The sequence below is a fragment of the Acrocarpospora corrugata genome, assembly GCF_009687845.1.
GTDB lineage: Bacteria > Actinomycetota > Actinomycetes > Streptosporangiales > Streptosporangiaceae > Acrocarpospora > Acrocarpospora corrugata.
Window position 1 is genome coordinate 26446 of record NZ_BLAD01000037.1, and the last position, 18403, is coordinate 44848.

15 protein-coding genes and 1 pseudogene are annotated in these 18403 nt (G+C 70.9%); 11 read left to right on the top strand and 5 right to left on the bottom strand.

The window, feature by feature from the left end; translation table 11 throughout:
- Positions 1 to 5: 5 nt before the first annotated feature.
- Complete coding sequence (locus Acor_RS03395; RefSeq protein WP_155335036.1) at positions 6 to 1064, bottom strand: hypothetical protein; 1059 nt, start codon at positions 1062 to 1064, stop codon at positions 6 to 8.
- 214 nt (positions 1065 to 1278) lie between these two features.
- Between Acor_RS03395 and Acor_RS03400 the strand changes: the two genes are divergently transcribed.
- Complete coding sequence (locus Acor_RS03400) at positions 1279 to 3486, top strand: thiamine pyrophosphate-dependent enzyme (protein WP_155335037.1); 2208 nt, start codon at positions 1279 to 1281, stop codon at positions 3484 to 3486.
- Between the two features lie 2 nt (positions 3487 to 3488).
- Here the strand turns inward: Acor_RS03400 and Acor_RS03405 are convergent, their stop codons facing one another.
- The gene (locus Acor_RS03405; RefSeq protein ID WP_155335038.1) at positions 3489 to 4055 is read right to left on the bottom strand and encodes a TetR/AcrR family transcriptional regulator; all 567 of its coding nucleotides are present in this window, start codon (positions 4053 to 4055) and stop codon (positions 3489 to 3491) included.
- A 59-nt stretch (positions 4056 to 4114) separates the two neighbouring features.
- Between Acor_RS03405 and Acor_RS03410 the strand changes: the two genes are divergently transcribed.
- From Acor_RS03410 to Acor_RS43980, 5 genes and pseudogenes are all read left to right on the top strand, one after another.
- Positions 4115 to 5668, top strand: a complete 1554-nt coding sequence (locus tag Acor_RS03410) for a carboxyl transferase domain-containing protein (protein ID WP_218034127.1) — start codon at positions 4115 to 4117, stop codon at positions 5666 to 5668.
- A gap of 5 nt (positions 5669 to 5673) precedes the next feature.
- Complete coding sequence (locus Acor_RS03415) at positions 5674 to 7599, top strand: acetyl/propionyl/methylcrotonyl-CoA carboxylase subunit alpha (protein ID WP_155335039.1); 1926 nt, start codon at positions 5674 to 5676, stop codon at positions 7597 to 7599.
- Positions 7599 to 8507, top strand: a complete 909-nt coding sequence (locus tag Acor_RS03420) for a hydroxymethylglutaryl-CoA lyase (RefSeq protein WP_155335040.1) — start codon at positions 7599 to 7601, stop codon at positions 8505 to 8507. The genes Acor_RS03415 and Acor_RS03420 overlap by 1 nt, the downstream gene beginning before the upstream one ends.
- Positions 8507 to 9658 carry an acyl-CoA dehydrogenase family protein gene (locus Acor_RS03425; RefSeq protein WP_155335041.1) on the top strand — a complete coding sequence of 384 codons (1152 nt, stop codon included), beginning with the start codon at positions 8507 to 8509 and terminating at the stop codon, positions 9656 to 9658. The genes Acor_RS03420 and Acor_RS03425 overlap by 1 nt, the downstream gene beginning before the upstream one ends.
- 695 nt (positions 9659 to 10353) lie before the next feature.
- A pseudogene (locus Acor_RS43980) lies at positions 10354 to 10860 on the top strand (amino acid permease); the annotation flags it as partial.
- A gap of 210 nt (positions 10861 to 11070) precedes the next feature.
- On the opposite strand, the gene Acor_RS43985 reads toward Acor_RS43980, so the two are convergent.
- Positions 11071 to 11730, bottom strand: a complete 660-nt coding sequence (locus Acor_RS43985) for a class I SAM-dependent methyltransferase (protein WP_246238395.1) — start codon at positions 11728 to 11730, stop codon at positions 11071 to 11073.
- Between the two features lie 193 nt (positions 11731 to 11923).
- Between Acor_RS43985 and Acor_RS03440 the strand changes: the two genes are divergently transcribed.
- The 5 genes from Acor_RS03440 (at position 11924) to Acor_RS03460 (ending at position 15571) form a co-directional block, all read left to right on the top strand.
- Entirely contained in the window at positions 11924 to 12463 is a 540-nt protein-coding gene (locus tag Acor_RS03440; protein WP_155335043.1) for an EXLDI protein, read from the top strand.
- Between the two features lie 96 nt (positions 12464 to 12559).
- Complete coding sequence (locus Acor_RS03445; RefSeq protein ID WP_155335044.1) at positions 12560 to 13528, top strand: ATP-binding cassette domain-containing protein; 969 nt, start codon at positions 12560 to 12562, stop codon at positions 13526 to 13528.
- Entirely contained in the window at positions 13525 to 14328 is an 804-nt protein-coding gene (locus Acor_RS03450) for an ABC transporter permease (RefSeq protein ID WP_155335045.1), read from the top strand. The genes Acor_RS03445 and Acor_RS03450 overlap by 4 nt, the downstream gene beginning before the upstream one ends.
- 164 nt (positions 14329 to 14492) lie before the next feature.
- Positions 14493 to 14912, top strand: a complete 420-nt coding sequence (locus tag Acor_RS03455) for a Rieske (2Fe-2S) protein (protein ID WP_155335046.1) — start codon at positions 14493 to 14495, stop codon at positions 14910 to 14912.
- 209 nt (positions 14913 to 15121) lie between these two features.
- Complete coding sequence (locus Acor_RS03460; protein WP_155335047.1) at positions 15122 to 15571, top strand: GNAT family N-acetyltransferase; 450 nt, start codon at positions 15122 to 15124, stop codon at positions 15569 to 15571.
- A 29-nt stretch (positions 15572 to 15600) separates the two neighbouring features.
- On the opposite strand, the gene Acor_RS03465 is transcribed toward Acor_RS03460, so the two are convergent.
- Complete coding sequence (locus Acor_RS03465; protein WP_155335048.1) at positions 15601 to 17391, bottom strand: hypothetical protein; 1791 nt, start codon at positions 17389 to 17391, stop codon at positions 15601 to 15603.
- Positions 17392 to 17465: 74 nt separating this feature from the next.
- Positions 17466 to 18401, bottom strand: coding sequence for a carbohydrate kinase family protein (locus tag Acor_RS03470; RefSeq protein ID WP_246238396.1), 936 nt, complete (start codon positions 18399 to 18401; stop codon positions 17466 to 17468).
- Positions 18402 to 18403: the final 2 nt, after the last annotated feature.

The following is an 18403-nucleotide window of genomic DNA, read 5'->3' on the forward strand; positions in this document are numbered from 1 at the left end:
AGGTGTCAGCGCTTCACGCGCACCCAGTCCCGCGCGCTGGACGACGGGTCGACGTCACGGTCGCCCGCGAAGACGGCCTTCCAGTAGCCGGACTTGGTGGCCTTGGTCTTGGTGTAGAACGCACCGGAGTCGTTGGCCCAGGTGGTCTTCACGTACTTCCAGGAGCCGTGCTTGGTCTTGAACCAGATCGACACCTTGCCGTCGTATCCGTCCCAGCTCCAGCGGTCCTCGGCCTGGAGCAGGCCGCGGAGGTAGACGTACTTGCCGTACTTCACCGGCTCGGGGGAGGCGTTGAAGCGGATGATGCGGCTGTCGAGGTCGGGCTTGGGCGCCGGCGGGCGGGGCTTGTTCCGGACGTCGACCTGGTCGCTGTCGCTCGTGGTCGGGTGGAACTTGCCGGCGACCCCTTCGAACTCGGCGCGCCACCAGCCGGACTTGTAGACCTTCAGTCCGGTGGAGAACTCGCCGCGGTGGCCGGTGCGGTCCCACGCGATCCGCTTGTAGGTGGAGCTGCCCTCGGCCTTGAACGCGATCCAGACACCCTGGCCGGGCAGGCCCTTCCAGCCCTGGTTGCTGTTGACCAGCAGGTCACCGCGGACGGTGAGGACCTGGCCGGCCGCGATCGGCTCGGGAGCCGCGCCGAAGCCGCGGATGTCGGTCTCCCAGACCTGGACGACGTTGAAGCCGCGTGACTCGTTGGTGGTGTCGTTACCGCTGATCGCGGTGACGCTGAACTTCCACTCGCCCGGAGCGGACTGGCGGCCGAACTTGGCCGTGCCGGTCCACTTGGTGCTGTTGTCCGAGGAGGTGAGCGCGACCGACGCCGGGTTTCCGCCCGGCGCCTGGAGCGTCGCCGTGACCTTGCTGGGGTCGGCGAACTGGGTGGTGAAGCTGAAGGTCGCGGTGACCTCGTTCGAGCTGGTGACCTCGACCGGGCTCGGGTTGATCGAGATGTCCTTCACGATCGGTTTTGCCACGCCCGTGGCGTGGGCCGCGGGGCTGACGACCAGGGTCGTCGCTCCCAGCGCAGCCGCAATGACCACGGCGCTGATGCGTTTCAACATGCGGGTCCTTTCTTCTCCCCGGTGCTGTTGAACGCGGCGTTTGAGGGTGCCACGTCATGTTCCTTACTAGTAGACGGTTTAAAGGGGTGATTGGTTGGACTCCCTGACAAGCTGTCATTAACTGCTGTTGAACCGGCAGCGCTCTGCAACAAGACATCAACAGAGTGAGCAAGGCTTGTGACGGAGCCCTCGTCGTGGCGACATAATCGGCCTTGTGGCGCGGGACACTGTTGAGACACATTTCGCCGAGGTCGTCGGTGCGCTCCGGCCGGGCACCCCCAGGGATCCGAGCCTGCCGGTGCGGGACGGGACCACCCTGACGGGCACCCGGTGCGGGGAACTCTTCGACATCCAGCTCGGCAGCCGGCTCCTTGACATCGCCGCTCGCCAGTTGCGCGCGGAGGGCGAGGGCCACTACACGATCGGCTCGTCGGGGCACGAGGGCAACGCGGCGGTGGCCGCGGCCCTGGCGCCCACCGACCCGGCCCTGCTGCACTACCGGTCCGGCGCCTTCTACCTGGCCCGGTCCGAGCAGGCGGGGCGGCTCGCCGAGGAGGGCCTGCGGGACGTGCTGCTCGGGCTCGCGGCCGCGGTGGAGGAGCCGATCGCGGGCGGGCGGCACAAGGTGTTCGGCCACCCCGATCTGGCGATCATCCCGCAGACCTCGACGATCGCCAGCCACCTGCCGCGCGCGGTCGGCGTCGCGTTCGCGATCGAGCGGGCCAGGCAGCTCGGCGTGCGGGGCCGCTGGCCGGGCGACGCCATCGCGGTGTGCAGCTTCGGCGACGCGAGCGTCAACCACGCCAGCGCGCTGACCGGTTTCAACACCGCGGCGTACGGCGAGTTCCGCGGCCTCGCACTCCCGCTGCTGTTCGTCTGTGAGGACAACGGCCTGGGCATCAGCGTGCGCACCCCGCCGGGCTGGGTCGAGGCCGGGCGCCACCCGCTGCTGACCTACTTCGAGGCCGACGGCTGCGACCTGCCCGACGTGTACGACACCGCCCGCCGCGCCGCCGACCACGTCAGGACCGGGCGCTCGCCCGCGTTCCTGCGGATCAGCACGGTACGGCTGATGGGTCACGCAGGATCCGACGTGGAGATGGCCTACCGGACCCGCCGCGAGATCGCCGCCGACCTGGACCGCGACCCGCTGATCGGCACCGCCCGGCTGCTGGTCGAGGCCGGCCTGGAGACCCCGGACACGATCCTGGCCCGGTACGAGGCCGAACGCGACCACGTGCTCAAACTCGCCCTGGAGTGCACCCGCCGCCCCCGGCTGGAATCCGCGCACCAGGTGATCGAGCCGCTCGCCCCCCGCCATCCGGTCGACGTCGCCCAGCAGGTGACCAGGGCCGCCGCCACCCGGGAGCAGGTCTTCCGGGTGCTGCCCGAGGACGAGGACAAGCTCACCCTGGCCCAGGCGATCAACCGCACCCTGGCCGACGCGCTGGCGCTCGACCCCGGCATGCTGGTGTTCGGCGAGGACGTGGCCCGCAAGGGCGGCGTGTACGGGGTGACCCGCGGCCTGCTCCGCCAGTTCGGCGCCGCCCGCGTCTTCGACACGCTCCTGGACGAGCAGGCGATCCTGGGCCTGGCTCTCGGCTCCGGCGTGTCCGGGCTGACGGCGGTGCCGGAGATCCAGTACCTGGCGTACCTGCACAACGCGCTGGACCAGATCCGGGGCGAGGCGTCCTCGCTGCAGTTCTTCTCGCAGGGCGCGTACCGGAACCCGCTGGTGGCCCGGGTGCCCGGGTACGCCTACCAGAAGGGCTTCGGCGGGCACTTCCACAACGACAACTCGGTGGCCGCGCTGCGCGACATCCCGGGCCTCGTCATCGCCTCCCCGGCCCGGCCCGACGACGCCGCCTCGATGCTGCGCACCTGCCTGGCCTCGGCCAGGACCGACGGCAGCGTCTGCGTCTTCATCGAGCCGATCGCGCTCTACCACACCAGGGATCTGTTCGACGACGGCGACAACGGCTGGCTGGCCAAGTACGCGCCGCCGTCCCGCTGGGCCGAGACGCACGTGCCGCTCGGCCGGGCCCGCTCGTACGGCGACGGGCGCGACCTCACCATCGTCACCTTCGGAAACGGCGTCCGGATGAGCCTGCGCGCGGCGGTGAAGCTGACCAAGGACGAGAAGAGCTGCCGGGTGCTCGACCTGCGCTGGCTCTCCCCGCTGCCGATCGACGACCTGATGCGGGCCGCCGAGCTGACCGGCAAGGTCCTGATCGCGGACGAGACCCGCAGGACCGGCGGCGTCTCCGAGGCGATCGTGACCGCCCTGGTGGACAACGGGTTCTCCGGCTCGATCTCGCGGGTGACCTCGCAGGACAGCTTCATCCCGCTCGGCGCCGCCGCCGACCACGTGCTGCTGACCGAGCACGAGATCGAGCAGGCGGCCAGGAAGATGCTCTCCTGAGGTTAGTCGCCGCTAACCGTGAGGGCGGCCAGCGCCATCCGGTGCAGCAGTTCGGCCATCTCCCGCGCGGGCAGCTCGCCGGCGCTGCGCGGGGTCGAGTTGATCAGCCCGAGCACGGCGTGGGCGGCCGACCGCAGCCGGACCGGCGGGACCGCGGGGTGCAGGTCGCGCAGCACGGTCACCCACTCCTCCACGTAGAGGCGCTGGAGGCGGCGGATCTGGCGGCGGGCCAGTTCCGGCACGTTGTGCAGTTCGCGCTCGTGCACCCGGATCAGCGCCGGATGGCTGAGCGCGAAGTCGATGTGGCCGGTCAGCAGGGCGTGCAGCGCCTCCGGCGGGGGTAGCGAGGCGGTCGCGGCGCCCTGGTCGTGCAGGCGGGCGCTGATGTCCAGCAGGATCTGACTGAGTAGCGCCTCCTTGCCCCGGAAGTGCCGGTACAGGGCCGGGCCCGTGATGCCGACGGCCGCGCCGATGTCCTCGATCGACACCCCGTGGAAGCCGCGCGCCGCGAACAGGTTCGCCGCCGCCTCCAGGATCTCGTCACGCCGATTGCGGGTAGGGACTGCCATGCGGCAATGTTAGTGTGCGTTAACGTGGCGATGGGAGGTGGCGGGTGATTTCCTGGCCGGTGCTGGCGAGCACCTGTGATCAGAACGCGGCGGCGTACCAGGCGAACGCCGAGGTCAACGAGCGGCTCGCGGCCGAGCTGCGGGAGCGGCTGGCGGTCGCGGCGCGCGGCGGCCCCGAGCGGTCCCGCGCCCGCCACGTCGAGCGCGGCAAACTGCTGCCCCGGGACCGGGTGGACACCCTGCTCGACCCCGGCTCCCGCTTCCTGGAACTCTCCGCGCTGGCCGCCACCGGTCTGTACGGGGACGAGGCCCCCGCCGCCGGCATCATCACCGGGGTCGGCAGGGTCGCGGGCCGCGAGGTCGTCGTGGTCGCCAACGACGCCACGGTGAAGGGCGGGACCTACTATCCGGTCACCGTCAAGAAGCACCTGCGGGCCCAGGAAGTCGCCCTGCACAACCACCTGCCCTGCGTCTACCTGGTCGACTCCGGCGGCGCGTTCCTGCCCCGGCAGGACGAGGTCTTCCCGGACCGGGAGCATTTCGGCCGGATCTTCTACAACCAGGCGACCATGTCCGCGCGCGGCATCCCGCAGATCGCCGCCGTCCTGGGCTCCTGCACGGCGGGCGGCGCCTACGTGCCGGCCATGAGCGACGAAGCGGTGATCGTCCGGAACCAGGGCACGATCTTCCTCGGCGGCCCGCCCCTGGTCAAGGCCGCCACCGGCGAGACGGTCACCGCCGAGGAGCTGGGCGGCGGCGACGTGCACGCCCGGATCAGCGGCGTCACCGACCACCTGGCCGAGGACGACGCCCACGCCCTGCGCATCGTCCGCGACATCGTCGCCACCCTCGGCCCCCCGGCGGAACGCCCATGGACGGTCGAACCCGCAGAACCGCCCCGCCACTCGCCGCACGATCTGTACGGCATCGTCCCCGCCGACACCCGCACCCCCTACGACGTGCGCGAGGTCATCGCCAGAATCGCCGACGGCAGCCGCTTCCTGGAGTTCAAGGCGGAGTACGGTCCGACCCTCGTCACTGGTTTCGCCAGGATCCACGGCCACCCGGTGGGGATCATCGCCAACAACGGCATCCTGTTCGCCGAGTCGGCGCTGAAGGGCGCCCACTTCATCGAGCTGTGCGACCGGCGCAGCACGCCGCTGCTGTTCCTGCAGAACATCAGCGGCTTCATGGTGGGGAAGGCGTATGAGGCGGGCGGGATCGCCAAACACGGCGCGAAGATGGTCACCGCGGTCGCCTGCGCCCGGGTGCCCAAGTTCACCGTGATCATCGGCGGCTCGTTCGGGGCCGGGAACTACGCGATGGCCGGGCGGGCCTACCAGCCGAGGTTCCTGTGGATGTGGCCCAACGCCCGCATCTCGGTGATGGGCGGCGAGCAGGCCGCCACCGTGCTGTCCACCGTCGGCAACGCCGATCCCGCCGAGATCCGGGCACAGTACGAGGAGCAAGGCAACCCCTACTATTCGACGGCCCGGCTCTGGGACGACGGCGTCATCGATCCGGCGGACACCAGGACCGTGCTCGGCCTGGCGCTCGGGGCCGCCGCGAACGCGCCGCTCGAACCCGTCGGCTACGGCGTCTTCAGGATGTGATCCTCATGTTCGACACGGTGCTGGTGGCAAACCGGGGCGAGATCGCCGTCCGGGTGATCCGCACCCTGCGCGCCCTCGGCGTGCGTTCCGTCGCCGTGCACAGCGATGCCGACGCCGGCGCGCCGCACGTCCGGGCGGCTGACCTGGCAGTCCGGCTGCCGGGCGGCTATCTCGACGTCGACGCCATCCTGGACGCGGCCGCGCGGTCGGGCGCTCAGGCGATCCATCCCGGATACGGGTTCCTCGCGGAGAACGCCGGGTTCGCCAGGGCCTGCGCGGAACGCGGGGTGGTCTTCGTCGGCCCGCCGCCGGCGGCCATCGAGGCGATGGGCGACAAGATCCGCGCCAAGGAGACGGTCGCCGCGGCCGGGGTGCCGGTGGTGCCCGGCGCGACCGGCGACCTGTCCGGCTGGGCCGAGTTCCCTGCGCTGATCAAGCCGTCGGCCGGGGGCGGCGGTAAGGGCATGCTGCTGGTCCGGTCGGCCGCCGAACTGCCGGAGGCGATCGAGTCGGCGCGGCGCACGGCGGTGGCCGCGTTCGGGGACGGCACCCTGCTGATCGAACGGTTCGTCGGGAACCCCCGGCACATCGAGATCCAGGTCCTCGCCGACGGGTCCGGCGACGTCGTGCATCTGGGCGAGCGCGAGTGCAGCCTGCAGCGGCGGCACCAGAAGATCATCGAGGAGGCGCCGTCGCCGTTCGTGGACGCGGCGACCCGGGAGCGGATGGGCTCGGCGGCCGTGGAGGCGGCGCGGTCGGTCGGGTATGTCGGGGCCGGGACCGTGGAGTTCATCGTCCCCGGCGGCGAAGGGCCCGGCGAGTTCTTCTTCATGGAGATGAACACCCGGCTGCAGGTCGAGCATCCGGTCACCGAACTCGTCTGCCGGGTCGGCGGGGAGCCGATCGACCTGGTGGAACGCCAGTTGCGGGTGGCGGCGGGGGCGCCCCTGGGGTTCGGGCAGGAGGACGTTCTGCTGGCCGGCCACGCGGTCGAGGCGCGGATCTACGCGGAGGATCCCCGGCGCGGGTTCCTGCCCACCGGCGGGCGCGTGCTGGGGCTGCGGGAGCCCGAGTCGGTACGGGTGGACTCCGGTCTGGCCGAAGGGGTGGTCGTCGGCAGCGGCTACGACCCGATGTTGTCGAAGGTGATCGCCTGGGCCCCGGAGCGTGGGCAGGCCCTCCGCGTCCTGGGTGAGGCGCTGGGCGAGACGGTCATCCTGGGCATGCCCACCAACATCGCGTTCCTGCGCGCCCTGCTCGCCGACCCCGACGTGGTGGCCGGCCGCCTCGACACCGGCCTGGTGGAACGCCACCTCGACGCCCTCCTCGCGAATATTTCCGAAATTTCGCCAGATGCGCTGGCGGTGGCGGCGCTGCACTTCCACCCTTCTGGGGACGAGAGCGGCGACCCCTGGGACGTTCCCGACGGCTGGCGGCTGGGGGAGCGCGCCTGGGCCCGCTACCGCCTCGAATCCGCCGGAGAACTCATCGACGTCCGAGTCCGCGGCACCCGCTCCGGAGCCGAGGTCCTGATCGCCGGCGCGGTCCTGACCGCCGCGCTCGGGCCGGATTCGACCGCGACCGTCGACGGCCTGACCAAGCGCTATCTCACCGCCCGCGACGGCGACACCCTCTGGTTCCCGTCCGGCCCGGTGACCCGGCATCACCCGGGCGACCCCGGCGACCGCGCCGCCACCGGCACCGGCGACGGCCTGGTCCGCAGCCCGATGCCGGGCACCGTCCTGGTGGTGAAGGCCGTCCTCGGCGACCGGGTCCAGGCCGGTCAGCCGCTACTGATCGTGGAGGCGATGAAAATGGAGCACACCGTCACCGCGCCCTTCCCGGGCACGGTCACCGACCTGCCCGTCCGCGCGGGCCAGCAGGTCGCCATGGACGCGCCCCTGGCCACCGTCACCCCCGAGGAGGCTTGATGCACCGCCTTCCCGGGCTCCCGGACCAGGTGACGATCTACGAGGTCGGCCCCCGGGACGGCCTACAGAACGAGGCCGCGATCGTCCCCGTGGACGTCAAGGCGGAATTCGTGGAACGCCTCGTGGACGCCGGGCTCACCACCATCGAGACCACCAGCTTCGTGCACCCCACCTGGGTGCCGCAGCTCGCCGACGCCGCCGAACTGCTGACCAGGGTCGAACGCCGACCCGGCATCCGCTACCCGGTGCTCGTCCCGAACGAGCGCGGCCTCGACCGCGCCCTCGAACACGGCGTCACCGAGATCGCGATCTTCGCCAGCGCCACCGAGACCTTCGCCCAGCGCAACCTCAACCGCACCGTCGACTCCCAGTTCGCGATGTTCGCCCCCGTCGTGTCCCGCGCCCTGGCGAGCGGCGTCCGCGTCCGCGCGTACGTGTCGATGTGCTTCGGCGACCCCTGGGAGGGCCCGGTGCCGGTCGAGCGCGTCGTCGAGGTCGGGACGCGCCTGCTCGACCTGGGCTGCTTCGAACTCTCCCTCGGCGACACCATCGGCGTCGGCACTCCCGGGCACGCCCGCGCCCTCATCGAGGCCTTCCCCGGCGGGCCGTCCTCGCTCGCCGTGCACTTCCACGACACCTACGGCCAGGCCCTGGCCAACACGCTGGAAGCGCTCCGCTGCGGCGTCACCGTCGTCGACGCGGCGGCGGGCGGGATCGGCGGCTGCCCGTACGCGGAGAGTGCCACCGGCAACCTCGCCACCGAGGACCTGGTCTGGATGCTGCACGGCCTCGGCATCGAGACCGGCGTAGACCTGGAGTCCTTGGTCGCCACCTCCGCCTGGCTGGCCCGCCGGCTCGGCCGCCCCAGCCCCTCCGCCGTTGTCCGCGCCCTCTCCAAGGAGCTGTGATGCTCACCGACGAATACGATGACCTGCGCAAATCCGTCGAGTCCTTCGCCCGCGAAGTGGTCGCCCCGGTGATCGGCGACTTCTACGAGCGGTGCGAGTTTCCGTACGAGATCGTGCGGAGGATGGGCGCGATGGGCCTGTTCGGCCTGCCGATCCCGGAGGAGCACGGCGGCATGGGCGGCGACTACTTCGCGCTCTGCCTGGCCCTGGAGGAGCTCGGCCGGGTGGACTCGTCGGTGGCGATCACCCTGGAGGCCGGGGTCTCGCTGGGCGCGATGCCGCTGCTGCGGTTCGGCACCGACGAGCAGCGGGCCCGCTGGCTGCCGGGGCTCGCGGCCGGGGAGACACTGGGCGCGTTCGGCCTGACCGAGCCCGGCGGCGGCTCCGACGTGCCCGGCGGCATGCGCACCACCGCCGACCTGGACGGCGGCGAATGGGTGATCAACGGCTCGAAGGCGTTCATCACCAACTCCGGCACCACCATCACCGCCTTCGTCGCCGTGGCCGCCATCACCGGCCGCCGCGCCGACGGCCGCCCCGAGATCTCCACGATCATCGTCCCGGCCGGCACCCCCGGGTTCACGGTCTCCAAGAAGTACTCCAAGGTCGGCTGGTCGGCCAGCGACACCCGCGAACTCTCCTTCACCGACTGCCGCGTCCCCGCCGCCAACCTGCTCGGCGAGCGCGGCCGGGGCTACGCCCAGTTCCTGCAGACCCTCGACGAGGGCCGCATCGCCATCGCCGCCCTCTCCGTCGGCCTCGCCCAGGGCTGCGTGGACGAATCCCTCCGGTACGTCCACGAACGGCACGCCTTCGGCCGGGCGATCGGCGGCTACCAGGCCATCCAGTTCAAGATCGCCGACATGGAGGTCCGCACCCACACCGCCCGGCTCGCGTACTACCACGCGGCCGAGCGGATGCTCGCAGGACTGCCCTTCAAGAAGCAGGCGGCCATCGCCAAACTGGTCGCCTCCAACGCGGCCATGGACAACGCCCGCGACGCCACCCAGATCTTCGGCGGCTACGGCTTCATGAACGAGTTCCCGGTCGGCCGCTTCTACCGCGACGCCAAGATCCTCGAAATCGGCGAAGGCACCAGCGAGGTCCAGCGCATGCTGATCGCCCGCGAACTGGGCCTCTCCGGCCTCTGACCGGAAGCTCAGCTCCCGAACAGGAAGTCGCACTGCACGTCGATGGTGATCAGCGCGACCGTGTCCCAGTGCGGGACCAGATGCGGATCGATGCTCACATTTCATCCATCAGTGGGAGGAATCTGAGCGTACCGAGAGCCGCGGGTGAGCACGATCATGGAGAGCTCAGCGCCTGTCGCGTCAGTATTCGCGCCATCCGCGTCCAGATCTCGTATCGATCGCGCTGAACGTCCGGCCTGCGGCCTAGCGTCATGGTTGTCCGAGCCTCTTCAAAGAGAACGCCGGCGGACCCACGGCCCCGTGGAGGACTTGATGTCCGCAACAATCACCGTCCCCGCGGCGAAGGAGCCCTCGGACAGGCATCGGCTGAGTGTGCTCGGTGGTCTGGCTCTGCCTGGCGGTGCTGGTCCTGGTCACGGGCATCAACCTGCGGGGGATCGCGGGCAGTGCCCGCGCCTTCATCGTGCCCACGGCGGTCTATGTCGGGGCCATTCTGCTGGTGATCGTCGCGGGTCTGGTCCGCAGCGGGCCCGCCGTGGTGACCGAGACGCAGGTGACGGGTCTGCAGACCGTCGGTGTGCTGCTGTTGCTGCGGGCGTTCGCCAACGGGTGCGCCTCGCTCACCGGTGTCGAGGCCATCGCCAACGCCGTACCCTCCTTCCGGAAACCGCGGGTGAAGCGGGCCCAGCGCGCCGATGGCGCTCGGCGTGTTGCTGGCGATCATGCTGATCGGCATCGCCGCGCTGATCGAGAAGTTCGCGATCGCCCCGGTGGAGGGCGTCACCGTGCTGGCGCAGGTGACCCAGGCGTCCCTGGGCGACGGACCGCTGTTCTACCTGGTGCAGTTCGCCACGGTGATCCTGCTCGCGCTGGCGGCCAACACCTCCTTCGGCGGGCTGCCGGTGCTGGCCCAGCTGCTGGCCGCCGACAACAACCTGCCGCACTTCTTCGCGCTGCGCGCCGACCGGCACGTGCACCGGTACGGCATCGCCTTCCTGACCGTCGCCTCGGCCGCCCTGCTGGTCCTGGCGGAGGGCGAGATGAACCTGCGCGTGCCGCTGTTCGCCATCGGGGTCTTCGTCGGCTTCACCCTGTCCCAGGGCGGAATGGTCAAGCACTGGGTGACCGCCCGCCCGGCCGGCGGGAGATGGCGCGCCGCGCTCAACGGCTTCGGCGCCCTGCTGACCTTCCTGGCCGCGATCGTCGTCACCGTCTCCAAGTTCACCGAGGGAGGCTGGCTGGTAGTGGTCACGCTGCCGCTGATGGTGCTGGTGATGGAGCGGATCAACCGGTCCTACGCGCGTATCGGCCGGCGCCTGGAAGTCGGCAGGACGCGGTGCTGGCCCGCGCGTTGCGCCGCCGTACCGACGTGGTGGTGTGCCGGATGCGGTTCCGGGTCGCGGCGCGATGAGTCAGCGGGGTTTGGCGAGCCCCAAGGCGTGGCCGACGTGGTGGAGGGAGAAACGATCGAGGGCCTCGATGGTGAATCCGGTGCGCTCGATGGCCGCGACGGTGTCACGGGCGGGGCGGCAGCCGCCGCTGACCCGGGACCAGAGGGGGGTCGCCAGCCGCCCGGCCAGGGCCAGGACCGGCCTGGGTGAGGGCTGGTGCTCGTAGAACCGCAGCTCGCCGTTGCGGCGAAGGACGCGCCGGACCTCCGCCAGGGTCGCCTCCAGCCGGGGCGCGCGGCACAGAACCAGGGAGCACACGACCGCGTCGCATGACGCGTCGGCCACCGGCAGCCGCGCCGGACCGCCGTCGAGGATCCGTACCGTGGGCGCGACGTGGTTCACGGCGTGTTGCGCGGCCGCGCGCAGGAACGGGTCCGGCTCGACGAGCAGGATGTCTTCGACGGTGGGGGGATAGCAGGTGAGCTTGACGCCGTCGCCGGCGCCGATCTCCAGCACCGTGCCCGCGAGACCGTTCAGCAGTCGGTCGCGTTCCGCGGTCGGGCGAAGGTTTCCACGGTCCCCGACGCGCACTGGCCGTGGATGGTGGAATTGCTCCATTCCGCGCCCCAGACCGCAGGGGGTATCCGGGGGCTGACTGAACTGGAAATCGAGCACCGCCATGGTTCCTCCTCTGCCGACAGTTCCACTGTCGGGGACCGTCAGGCCAGCCGCGGCGGCCGATATGAGACCTCTACGCGATCGGCGCGAATCACTACGCGTTCTTGACGGCCGAGACCATGAGTCACCCGGTTTCGGCGTTGCCATCTGGCGTCAACTATATGTAGCCTTATACGTATACGGAGGAAGCGGGACGATGCCCAACAAGACGATCTACGTTTCGGATGAGGACCTGCCGTTGTTCCAGCGGGCGCAGGAGCTCGCCGGGGGCAAGCTGTCGACGGCGATCAGCGTGGCTCTGCGGCGCTATGTCGAGATGGAGGAGGGCCGCCAGGAGGGCTACGACGAGATCATCGTCAAGGTCGGCCAGGGCACCGGCCGCAAGCAGCGCTTCTCCGGAGTGCTGCTCGGCGAGTGGGGACGCACCCAGGGCAGCCGGATGGAGATGTTCAAGGTCTACCGGTCACGCCAGGGCAACTACGTCCTGCACGTGGACCGCTCGCCTGACTGGACGGACGACACCGGGACCGACAACTGGATCGAGGGACTCTTCTCCCGGGGCGCGTGGCGGAGCTATCTCGGCCTGGCCGACTCCAACTGGGGCTTCGTCCAGGGTGAGGCCACGCTTGAGGTCGTGGCCACCGTCGAGGAACTGCGCGGCAAAGTCCCGGACGAGTTCTACGACCTGATCGCCGGTCTGGGACGGCAGCCCGCCGTAGAGGACCTCGACATCTAATTCCAGCACGCAACACAGCCGGACGGTCGGCAGGCGACCGCCCGCCATCCCGTCATGCCCGCATGCCTATCCGGCACCAGCAAAGGAGAAAGCCGAATGCCCCCCGCGATAATGGCCGAAGGCCTGGTCAAGAAATACGGCGCCGTCACCGCCCTGGACGGCATCGACCTGTCCGTTCCCGAAGGCTCGGTGTTCGGCCTGCTCGGCCCCAACGGCGCAGGCAAGACGACGACCGTGCGGATCCTGACGACGCTGCTGACGCCGGACGCCGGTCGCGCCACGGTCGCCGGTTTCGACGTCGTCCGCGACGCACCCCGGCTGCGCGGCCTCATCGGCGCGTCCGGCCAGTACGCCGCGGTCGACGACCACCTCACCGGCGCCGAGAACCTGGAGATCGTCGGCCGCCTCTACCATCTGGGCACCAAGCGCAGCAAACAGCGCGCCCGCGAACTGCTGGAGCGCTTCGACCTCACGGACGCGGGAGACCGCCAGGTGCGGGGCTACTCCGGCGGCATGCGGCGCAGGCTCGACCTGGCCGGCGCACTGGTCGCCGACCCGCCGGTGCTGTTCCTCGACGAGCCCACCACCGGCCTGGACCCCCGGGCCCGCACGGTCCTGTGGGAGGTCATCTCCGAACTGGTCACGGGCGGCACGACCGTGCTGCTCACCACGCAGTACCTGGAGGAAGCCGACCGGCTCGCCGACCGGATCGCGGTGGTCGACCACGGCCGGGTGATCGCGCTCGGCACCGCCGACGAGCTCAAGGACCAGATCGGCGGCGACCGGATCGAGCTCTCGGTGACCAGCGCCGCCGACCTGGAGACCGTACGCCAGGTCCTGGCGCCGCTCGCCGTCGCCGACGTCCAGGCCGACCCCGTCGCCCTGCGCGTCACCATCCCGGTGGCGGGCGGCACCGCCTCGCTCACCACCGCCCTGGTCCGCCTGGCCGCCGAACACGTCGCCGTACGCGACGCCGGGCTGCGGCGCCCGACCCTGGACGAGGTCTTCCTGAGCCTCACCGGCCACCAGACTGACACCGAGAACACGAAGGAGACGGTCCGATGAACAGCCTTCAGATGGCGATCGCCGACGGCGTGACGATCAGCAAGCGCAACGCGCTCAAGATCAGGAGAGCTCCTGACCTGCTCGGCGGTGTGATCATCCTCCCGATCGTGTTCGTGCTGCTGTTCGTGTACGTGTTCGGCAGCATGATGGACCTGCCGGGCATCTCGTACACGGAGTATCTGCTCCCGGGGATCTTCGTGCAGACGATCGTCACCGGCGCGCAGATCACCGGCTACACGCTCACCCAGGACCTGCAGAAGGGCATCTTCGACCGGTATCGCACGCTGCCGATGGCGCCGTCGGCGGTGCTGGGCGGGCAGACGCTCTGCGACATGCTGATGAACATCACGAGCATCGTCGTGATGGCGCTGGTGGGGCTGCTGGTCGGCTGGCGCGTGCACTCTTCGCCGCTGGAGGCCGCCGGAGGGTTCCTGCTGCTGCTGTTCTTCGCGTACGCGTTCTCGTGGGTGACGGCCACGGTCGCGCTGGCCCTGCGCACGCCGGAGGTGTTCAACAACATCGTCACCCTCGTGTCGTTCCCGCTGGTCTTCCTGTCCAACGCCTTCGTCGACAGCTCCCGCCTGCCCGGCCCGCTCAAGCTCTTCGCCGAGTGGAACCCGGTCTCCACGTTCGTGCAGGCGGCGCGTGAGCTGTTCGGCAACATCAGTCCCCTCAAGCCGGTGCCCGACGCCTGGCCGCTCCAGCACGCGGTGGCGGTGTCGGTGGGCTGGTCGGTGCTGATCCTGGTGGTGTTCGTGCCCCTGGCCACGCGGCTGTACACGAAGGCGGTCAGCCGATGACGCAGAAAGGGCGGACCTCCGAACGCGACCGCGACGGGGTTGTCGCGGGCGGTGTGAGCTCGGGCCCGCATTAATAATCGATGAGAAATACGATCAAGATGGCGAGAGTGCCCTGGTGGCGGTGGTTGGCTGGGGGCAGTCAACCCGGATGAAGGGGCATATTCGTGGATAAGAACGTCACGCGTCGGCATGCGCTCAGTGTGGCCGCGCTCGCCGGGGCCGGGGTCGCAGTGGCGGCCTGCTCCGGTGCCGGTGACAGCACCGCGGAGCCGGCGCCCGCCGGATCCTCCGCGCCGGCGGCGGGGGGCGCCCTGACCACCACGGCCGAGGTTCCGGTCGGCGGCGGGGTCGTCCTCGGCGAGGTGGTCGTCGTCCAGCCGGAGGCGGGCACCTTCAAGGGCTTCAGCCCGACCTGTACGCACCAGGGCTGCAAAGTGACCAGCGTCGCCGACAAGCAGATCGTCTGCCCGTGCCACGGCTCGCACTTCTCCATCGCCGACGGCTCGGTCACCTCCGGCCCGGCCACCAAGCCGCTCCCCGAGGTCCCGATCAAGGTCGACGGGGCCAACATCACCCTCGCCTGACCACAGACACCCCGGCGCCCACGTCCAAGGGGAGCCGCCGACGCCACCCGCGTCTCCGCCCAGGGATCGGGAGTGCCGGACCCGCCGACGCCACCCGTGTCCCCGTCCAGGGGACCCGGGGTGTGGCGGACTTGAATTTCGGTCCTAACCGCTTGTTGCGGTCGGGGTGATGATGGACGTATTTGCCGGTCGAATTCTAGAGTCCTCTCATGACGGGCGATGATCTCCAGCTGCGCAGGGCCGAGAAGACCGATGCCGACCAGATATTCGCGCTCGCGCGGGAGTTCGCCCTGTCGTTCCGGCCGGAACGCGCCCCGTTCGACGCGGCGCTGCCCCTGCTGATGGCGAACGAGGACGCGTTCCTCATGGTGGCGACCGTGGACGGCGTGGTGCGCGGGTATCTGCTGGGGTTCACCCATCTGACCCTGTTCGCCAACGGGCGGGTGGCCTGGGTGGAGGAGGCCATGATCGAGGGCGGCTTCCGGCGGCACGGCATCGGGCGGCTGCTGCTGGCCGAGTTCGAGGCCTGGGCGCGGACCAGGGACGCGGGCTATGTCGCGCTGGCCACCCGGCGGGCGGCGGAGTTCTACCGCGCCACCGGATACGACGTCTCCGCCACGTACTACCGCAAGATGCTGGAGTCACGTCCAGAAGCGTGAGCGAACGCTTCCGGGCGCGTCAGGATTTATCAGGACGTTAGCTGGGCGTCCAGGCGGTATCCGTCCACGGTCACGTAGACGGAGTCGCCTGGGCGGGCGTTCAGGCGCATCAGGACCGGCTGGAGCGAGTCGAAGACCGGCTGGCGGTCCCGCCAGACCAGCACGACCGCGTTGTCGCCGGGCCCGGTGACCGACAGCAGGGTCCCGGGACGCATCCCGAGCTGGGCGGCGTACCCCTCCGGCACGGCCACCGGCTCGCCCCTGAGGTGGCCGCTGGTCACGTCGATGCGCTGCCAGCGGCGCGGGTCGGAGGACGGGCTCGCGGTGGTCCGCGGGCTCGGCACCAGGTGCGGGCGCGGCGACTGGCCGGTCAGCGCGTTGAGCGCGGCCAGCGCGGTCGCCGGGTCGGGGCCGCTGTTCGCCATAGACGGTATCGGCATGCCGCCCCGCTGCTGGTGCCCGTTGGCGCCAGGGGTGCGGCGCGGCAGCGGCGACATCGGGTCGGGACCGGCCTGCCCGTTGCTCGCGGCGCCCTGCCTCGGGTGCTGCGGGGCCGTCGTCGGCATCGACTCCATCCAGGCTTTCGCCGAGTGGGCCCTGATGCCGAGCTGGCCGAGCAGCTCGATCACGTCGGAGTCGCCGTTCTTGCCGGCCAGGACCTGCCTGGTCCTGTCCCGCAGGCCGCCCAGGTCGCCGACGACCAGCCAGCCGTCCTGGAGCCGCCGGTCCGGCATGAGGGTGACCAGCACCCGCCACAGCTGGGTACGGAGCGAGGGCACCTCGATCGGGTGCGACGGGTCGGCCCCGATCAGCTGCTCCTGGGTGGCGGCGGCGCCGAGCCACTCGGTGAGGCCGAACAGGTGCCCGGTCAGCGCGGCCGAGTCGGGCGAGCGCAGCCAGTGCAGCACGCGCTCCTCGGCGGCCCGCTGCGCCTGGGACAGCACGTCCCTGTCCACGTTCAGCTGGTGGGCGAGCCCGCGCAGGCTGATCGGCTCGGCGGCGAACAGCCGCTCGGCCGCGACCGAACGCTCCAGCGCGTTCCACTCCCGGAACAGGCTGTCCACCAGGGAGACCATCGGATGCTCGCTCGCCGACACGGGCGCGGCCAGCGGCGGCTCCGGCTTCGGCTGCGGCTGCGGTGCGGGGGCCGGTACGGCCACGGGCGCACTGGCCGCCGGAGCGGCGGGAACCGCCGGCATCGGCCCGGTCTCGACGGCACGCCCGTTGCGCGCGGCCGGAGCCTGGGCCGGGGCGGCGAACTCGCCGGTCGGATACCCCGCGGGCCGCCGCGTCAGAGCCTGGCGCGGCACCACGGTGGCGACCGGCGGCGTGGCCACGACCGGAGCCGCCTGCGCGGCCTCCGCCGGGTACGGCAGATCGGCCAGCGGCGCGTCGATCCGGATGTGGCCGAAGATCTCGCGGAACACGATGGTGAGGACCGATTCGGGCGTCGCGGGGATCGAGGGCCCCTGCAGATCGCCGGGCGTGAGCCGCCGCAGCCGATGCCAGCCACCGAGCCCGGTGATCACCGATTTGGCCGGTTCCGGCCAGCCGGGCAGCGCCGGGTCCACCGAGTGCACCTGCAGGGCGGGCAGCAGATCGGTCAGCGCGACGTGATCCCACCGGCTCACCGCCAGCCGGGCCAGCCGCTCACAGAGCCAGTCGAGACCGGTCGTCCCCAGGGCACGGCCGAGCGCCACCGAACCCCACCAGCCGCCGGGCAGCCGGGGATCGGCCAGCACCTCGGCGACCTGCTGGGGCCGGGACCAGCGCAGGGCCGGAACCAGATCGCTCAGGCAGATCGTTGACTCGGCGTCCATCGGTTGACCGTACCCTCCCGAGAGTGACGCTTGTTGCTAATGGTGCAGCTTACGCCGCAAGCTATCAATTGGTGTCAATAGGGTAAAGCTTCTCTCGGCGCGGAACGGCCGCGGGGCCGTCCGCCTACTCCGCCGACCGCCTCCGCACCTGCGCGGCAACCGGCTTCCACACTCTCCGGGGCCGGAAATCCGGCCAGCCTGGCGGCGAGGAATCCCGCCGCGAAAGCGTCACCCGCGCCCGTGGTGTCGACCGTCGGGGAGACGGTCTCTCCGGGCACGCCCAGCGTCCGGCACGGGGCGCGCGACACGATCCCGCCATGTTCGGCGAGGAGCGCGCCTGCTGCTCCGAGCTTCACGGCGGCCGTGCCGTACCGGTCGCTGAGCGATGCCGCAGCGGCCTCTGGTTCGGTCTCGCCGGTCAGCAGGAGTGCCTCGTCCCGGTTGGGGATGACGATACTCGCCTCAGCGGTCTCACGGAGGAATCGGGCTACACCGAAATCTCGGAGGAATCCGGTCGAGGCAGGATCCACACTGATCGTCACGCCTTGTCCCTTTGCCGCCTGAATTGCGACTCTGACCAGTTCGAGGCCCGGTGTCGCGAACAGGGTGTAGGCCGACAGGTGCAGGTGCCGTACGCCGTCGAGCAGGTCGTCGGACCAGTCGGCCGGGCCGAGCTGGCGGCTGGCGCCCCGGTTGGTGAGGAACGAGCGTTCGCCGGTGGCGTCCACCATCGCGATGACCACGGCGGTGGGGTGCTCCCGGTCGACCGTCAGATGCGGGCGGACCCCGGCTCTGACCAGTTCGGCGCGGTGCCAGTCGGCGGTGTCGTAGCCTGCCCGGGCCAGCAGGCGGGCGTCCGCGCCCAGGTGGGCGGCCCAGGCGGCGGTGTTGGCGCCGGAGCCGCCCGGGCGCAGCGCGATGTCGGCCTCGGTGTCGGTGCCGCCGCGGACCGGCGCGTGGTGCAGGGCGACGACGTCGGTCACCACGTCGCCGATCACCAGCAGGCCCACGA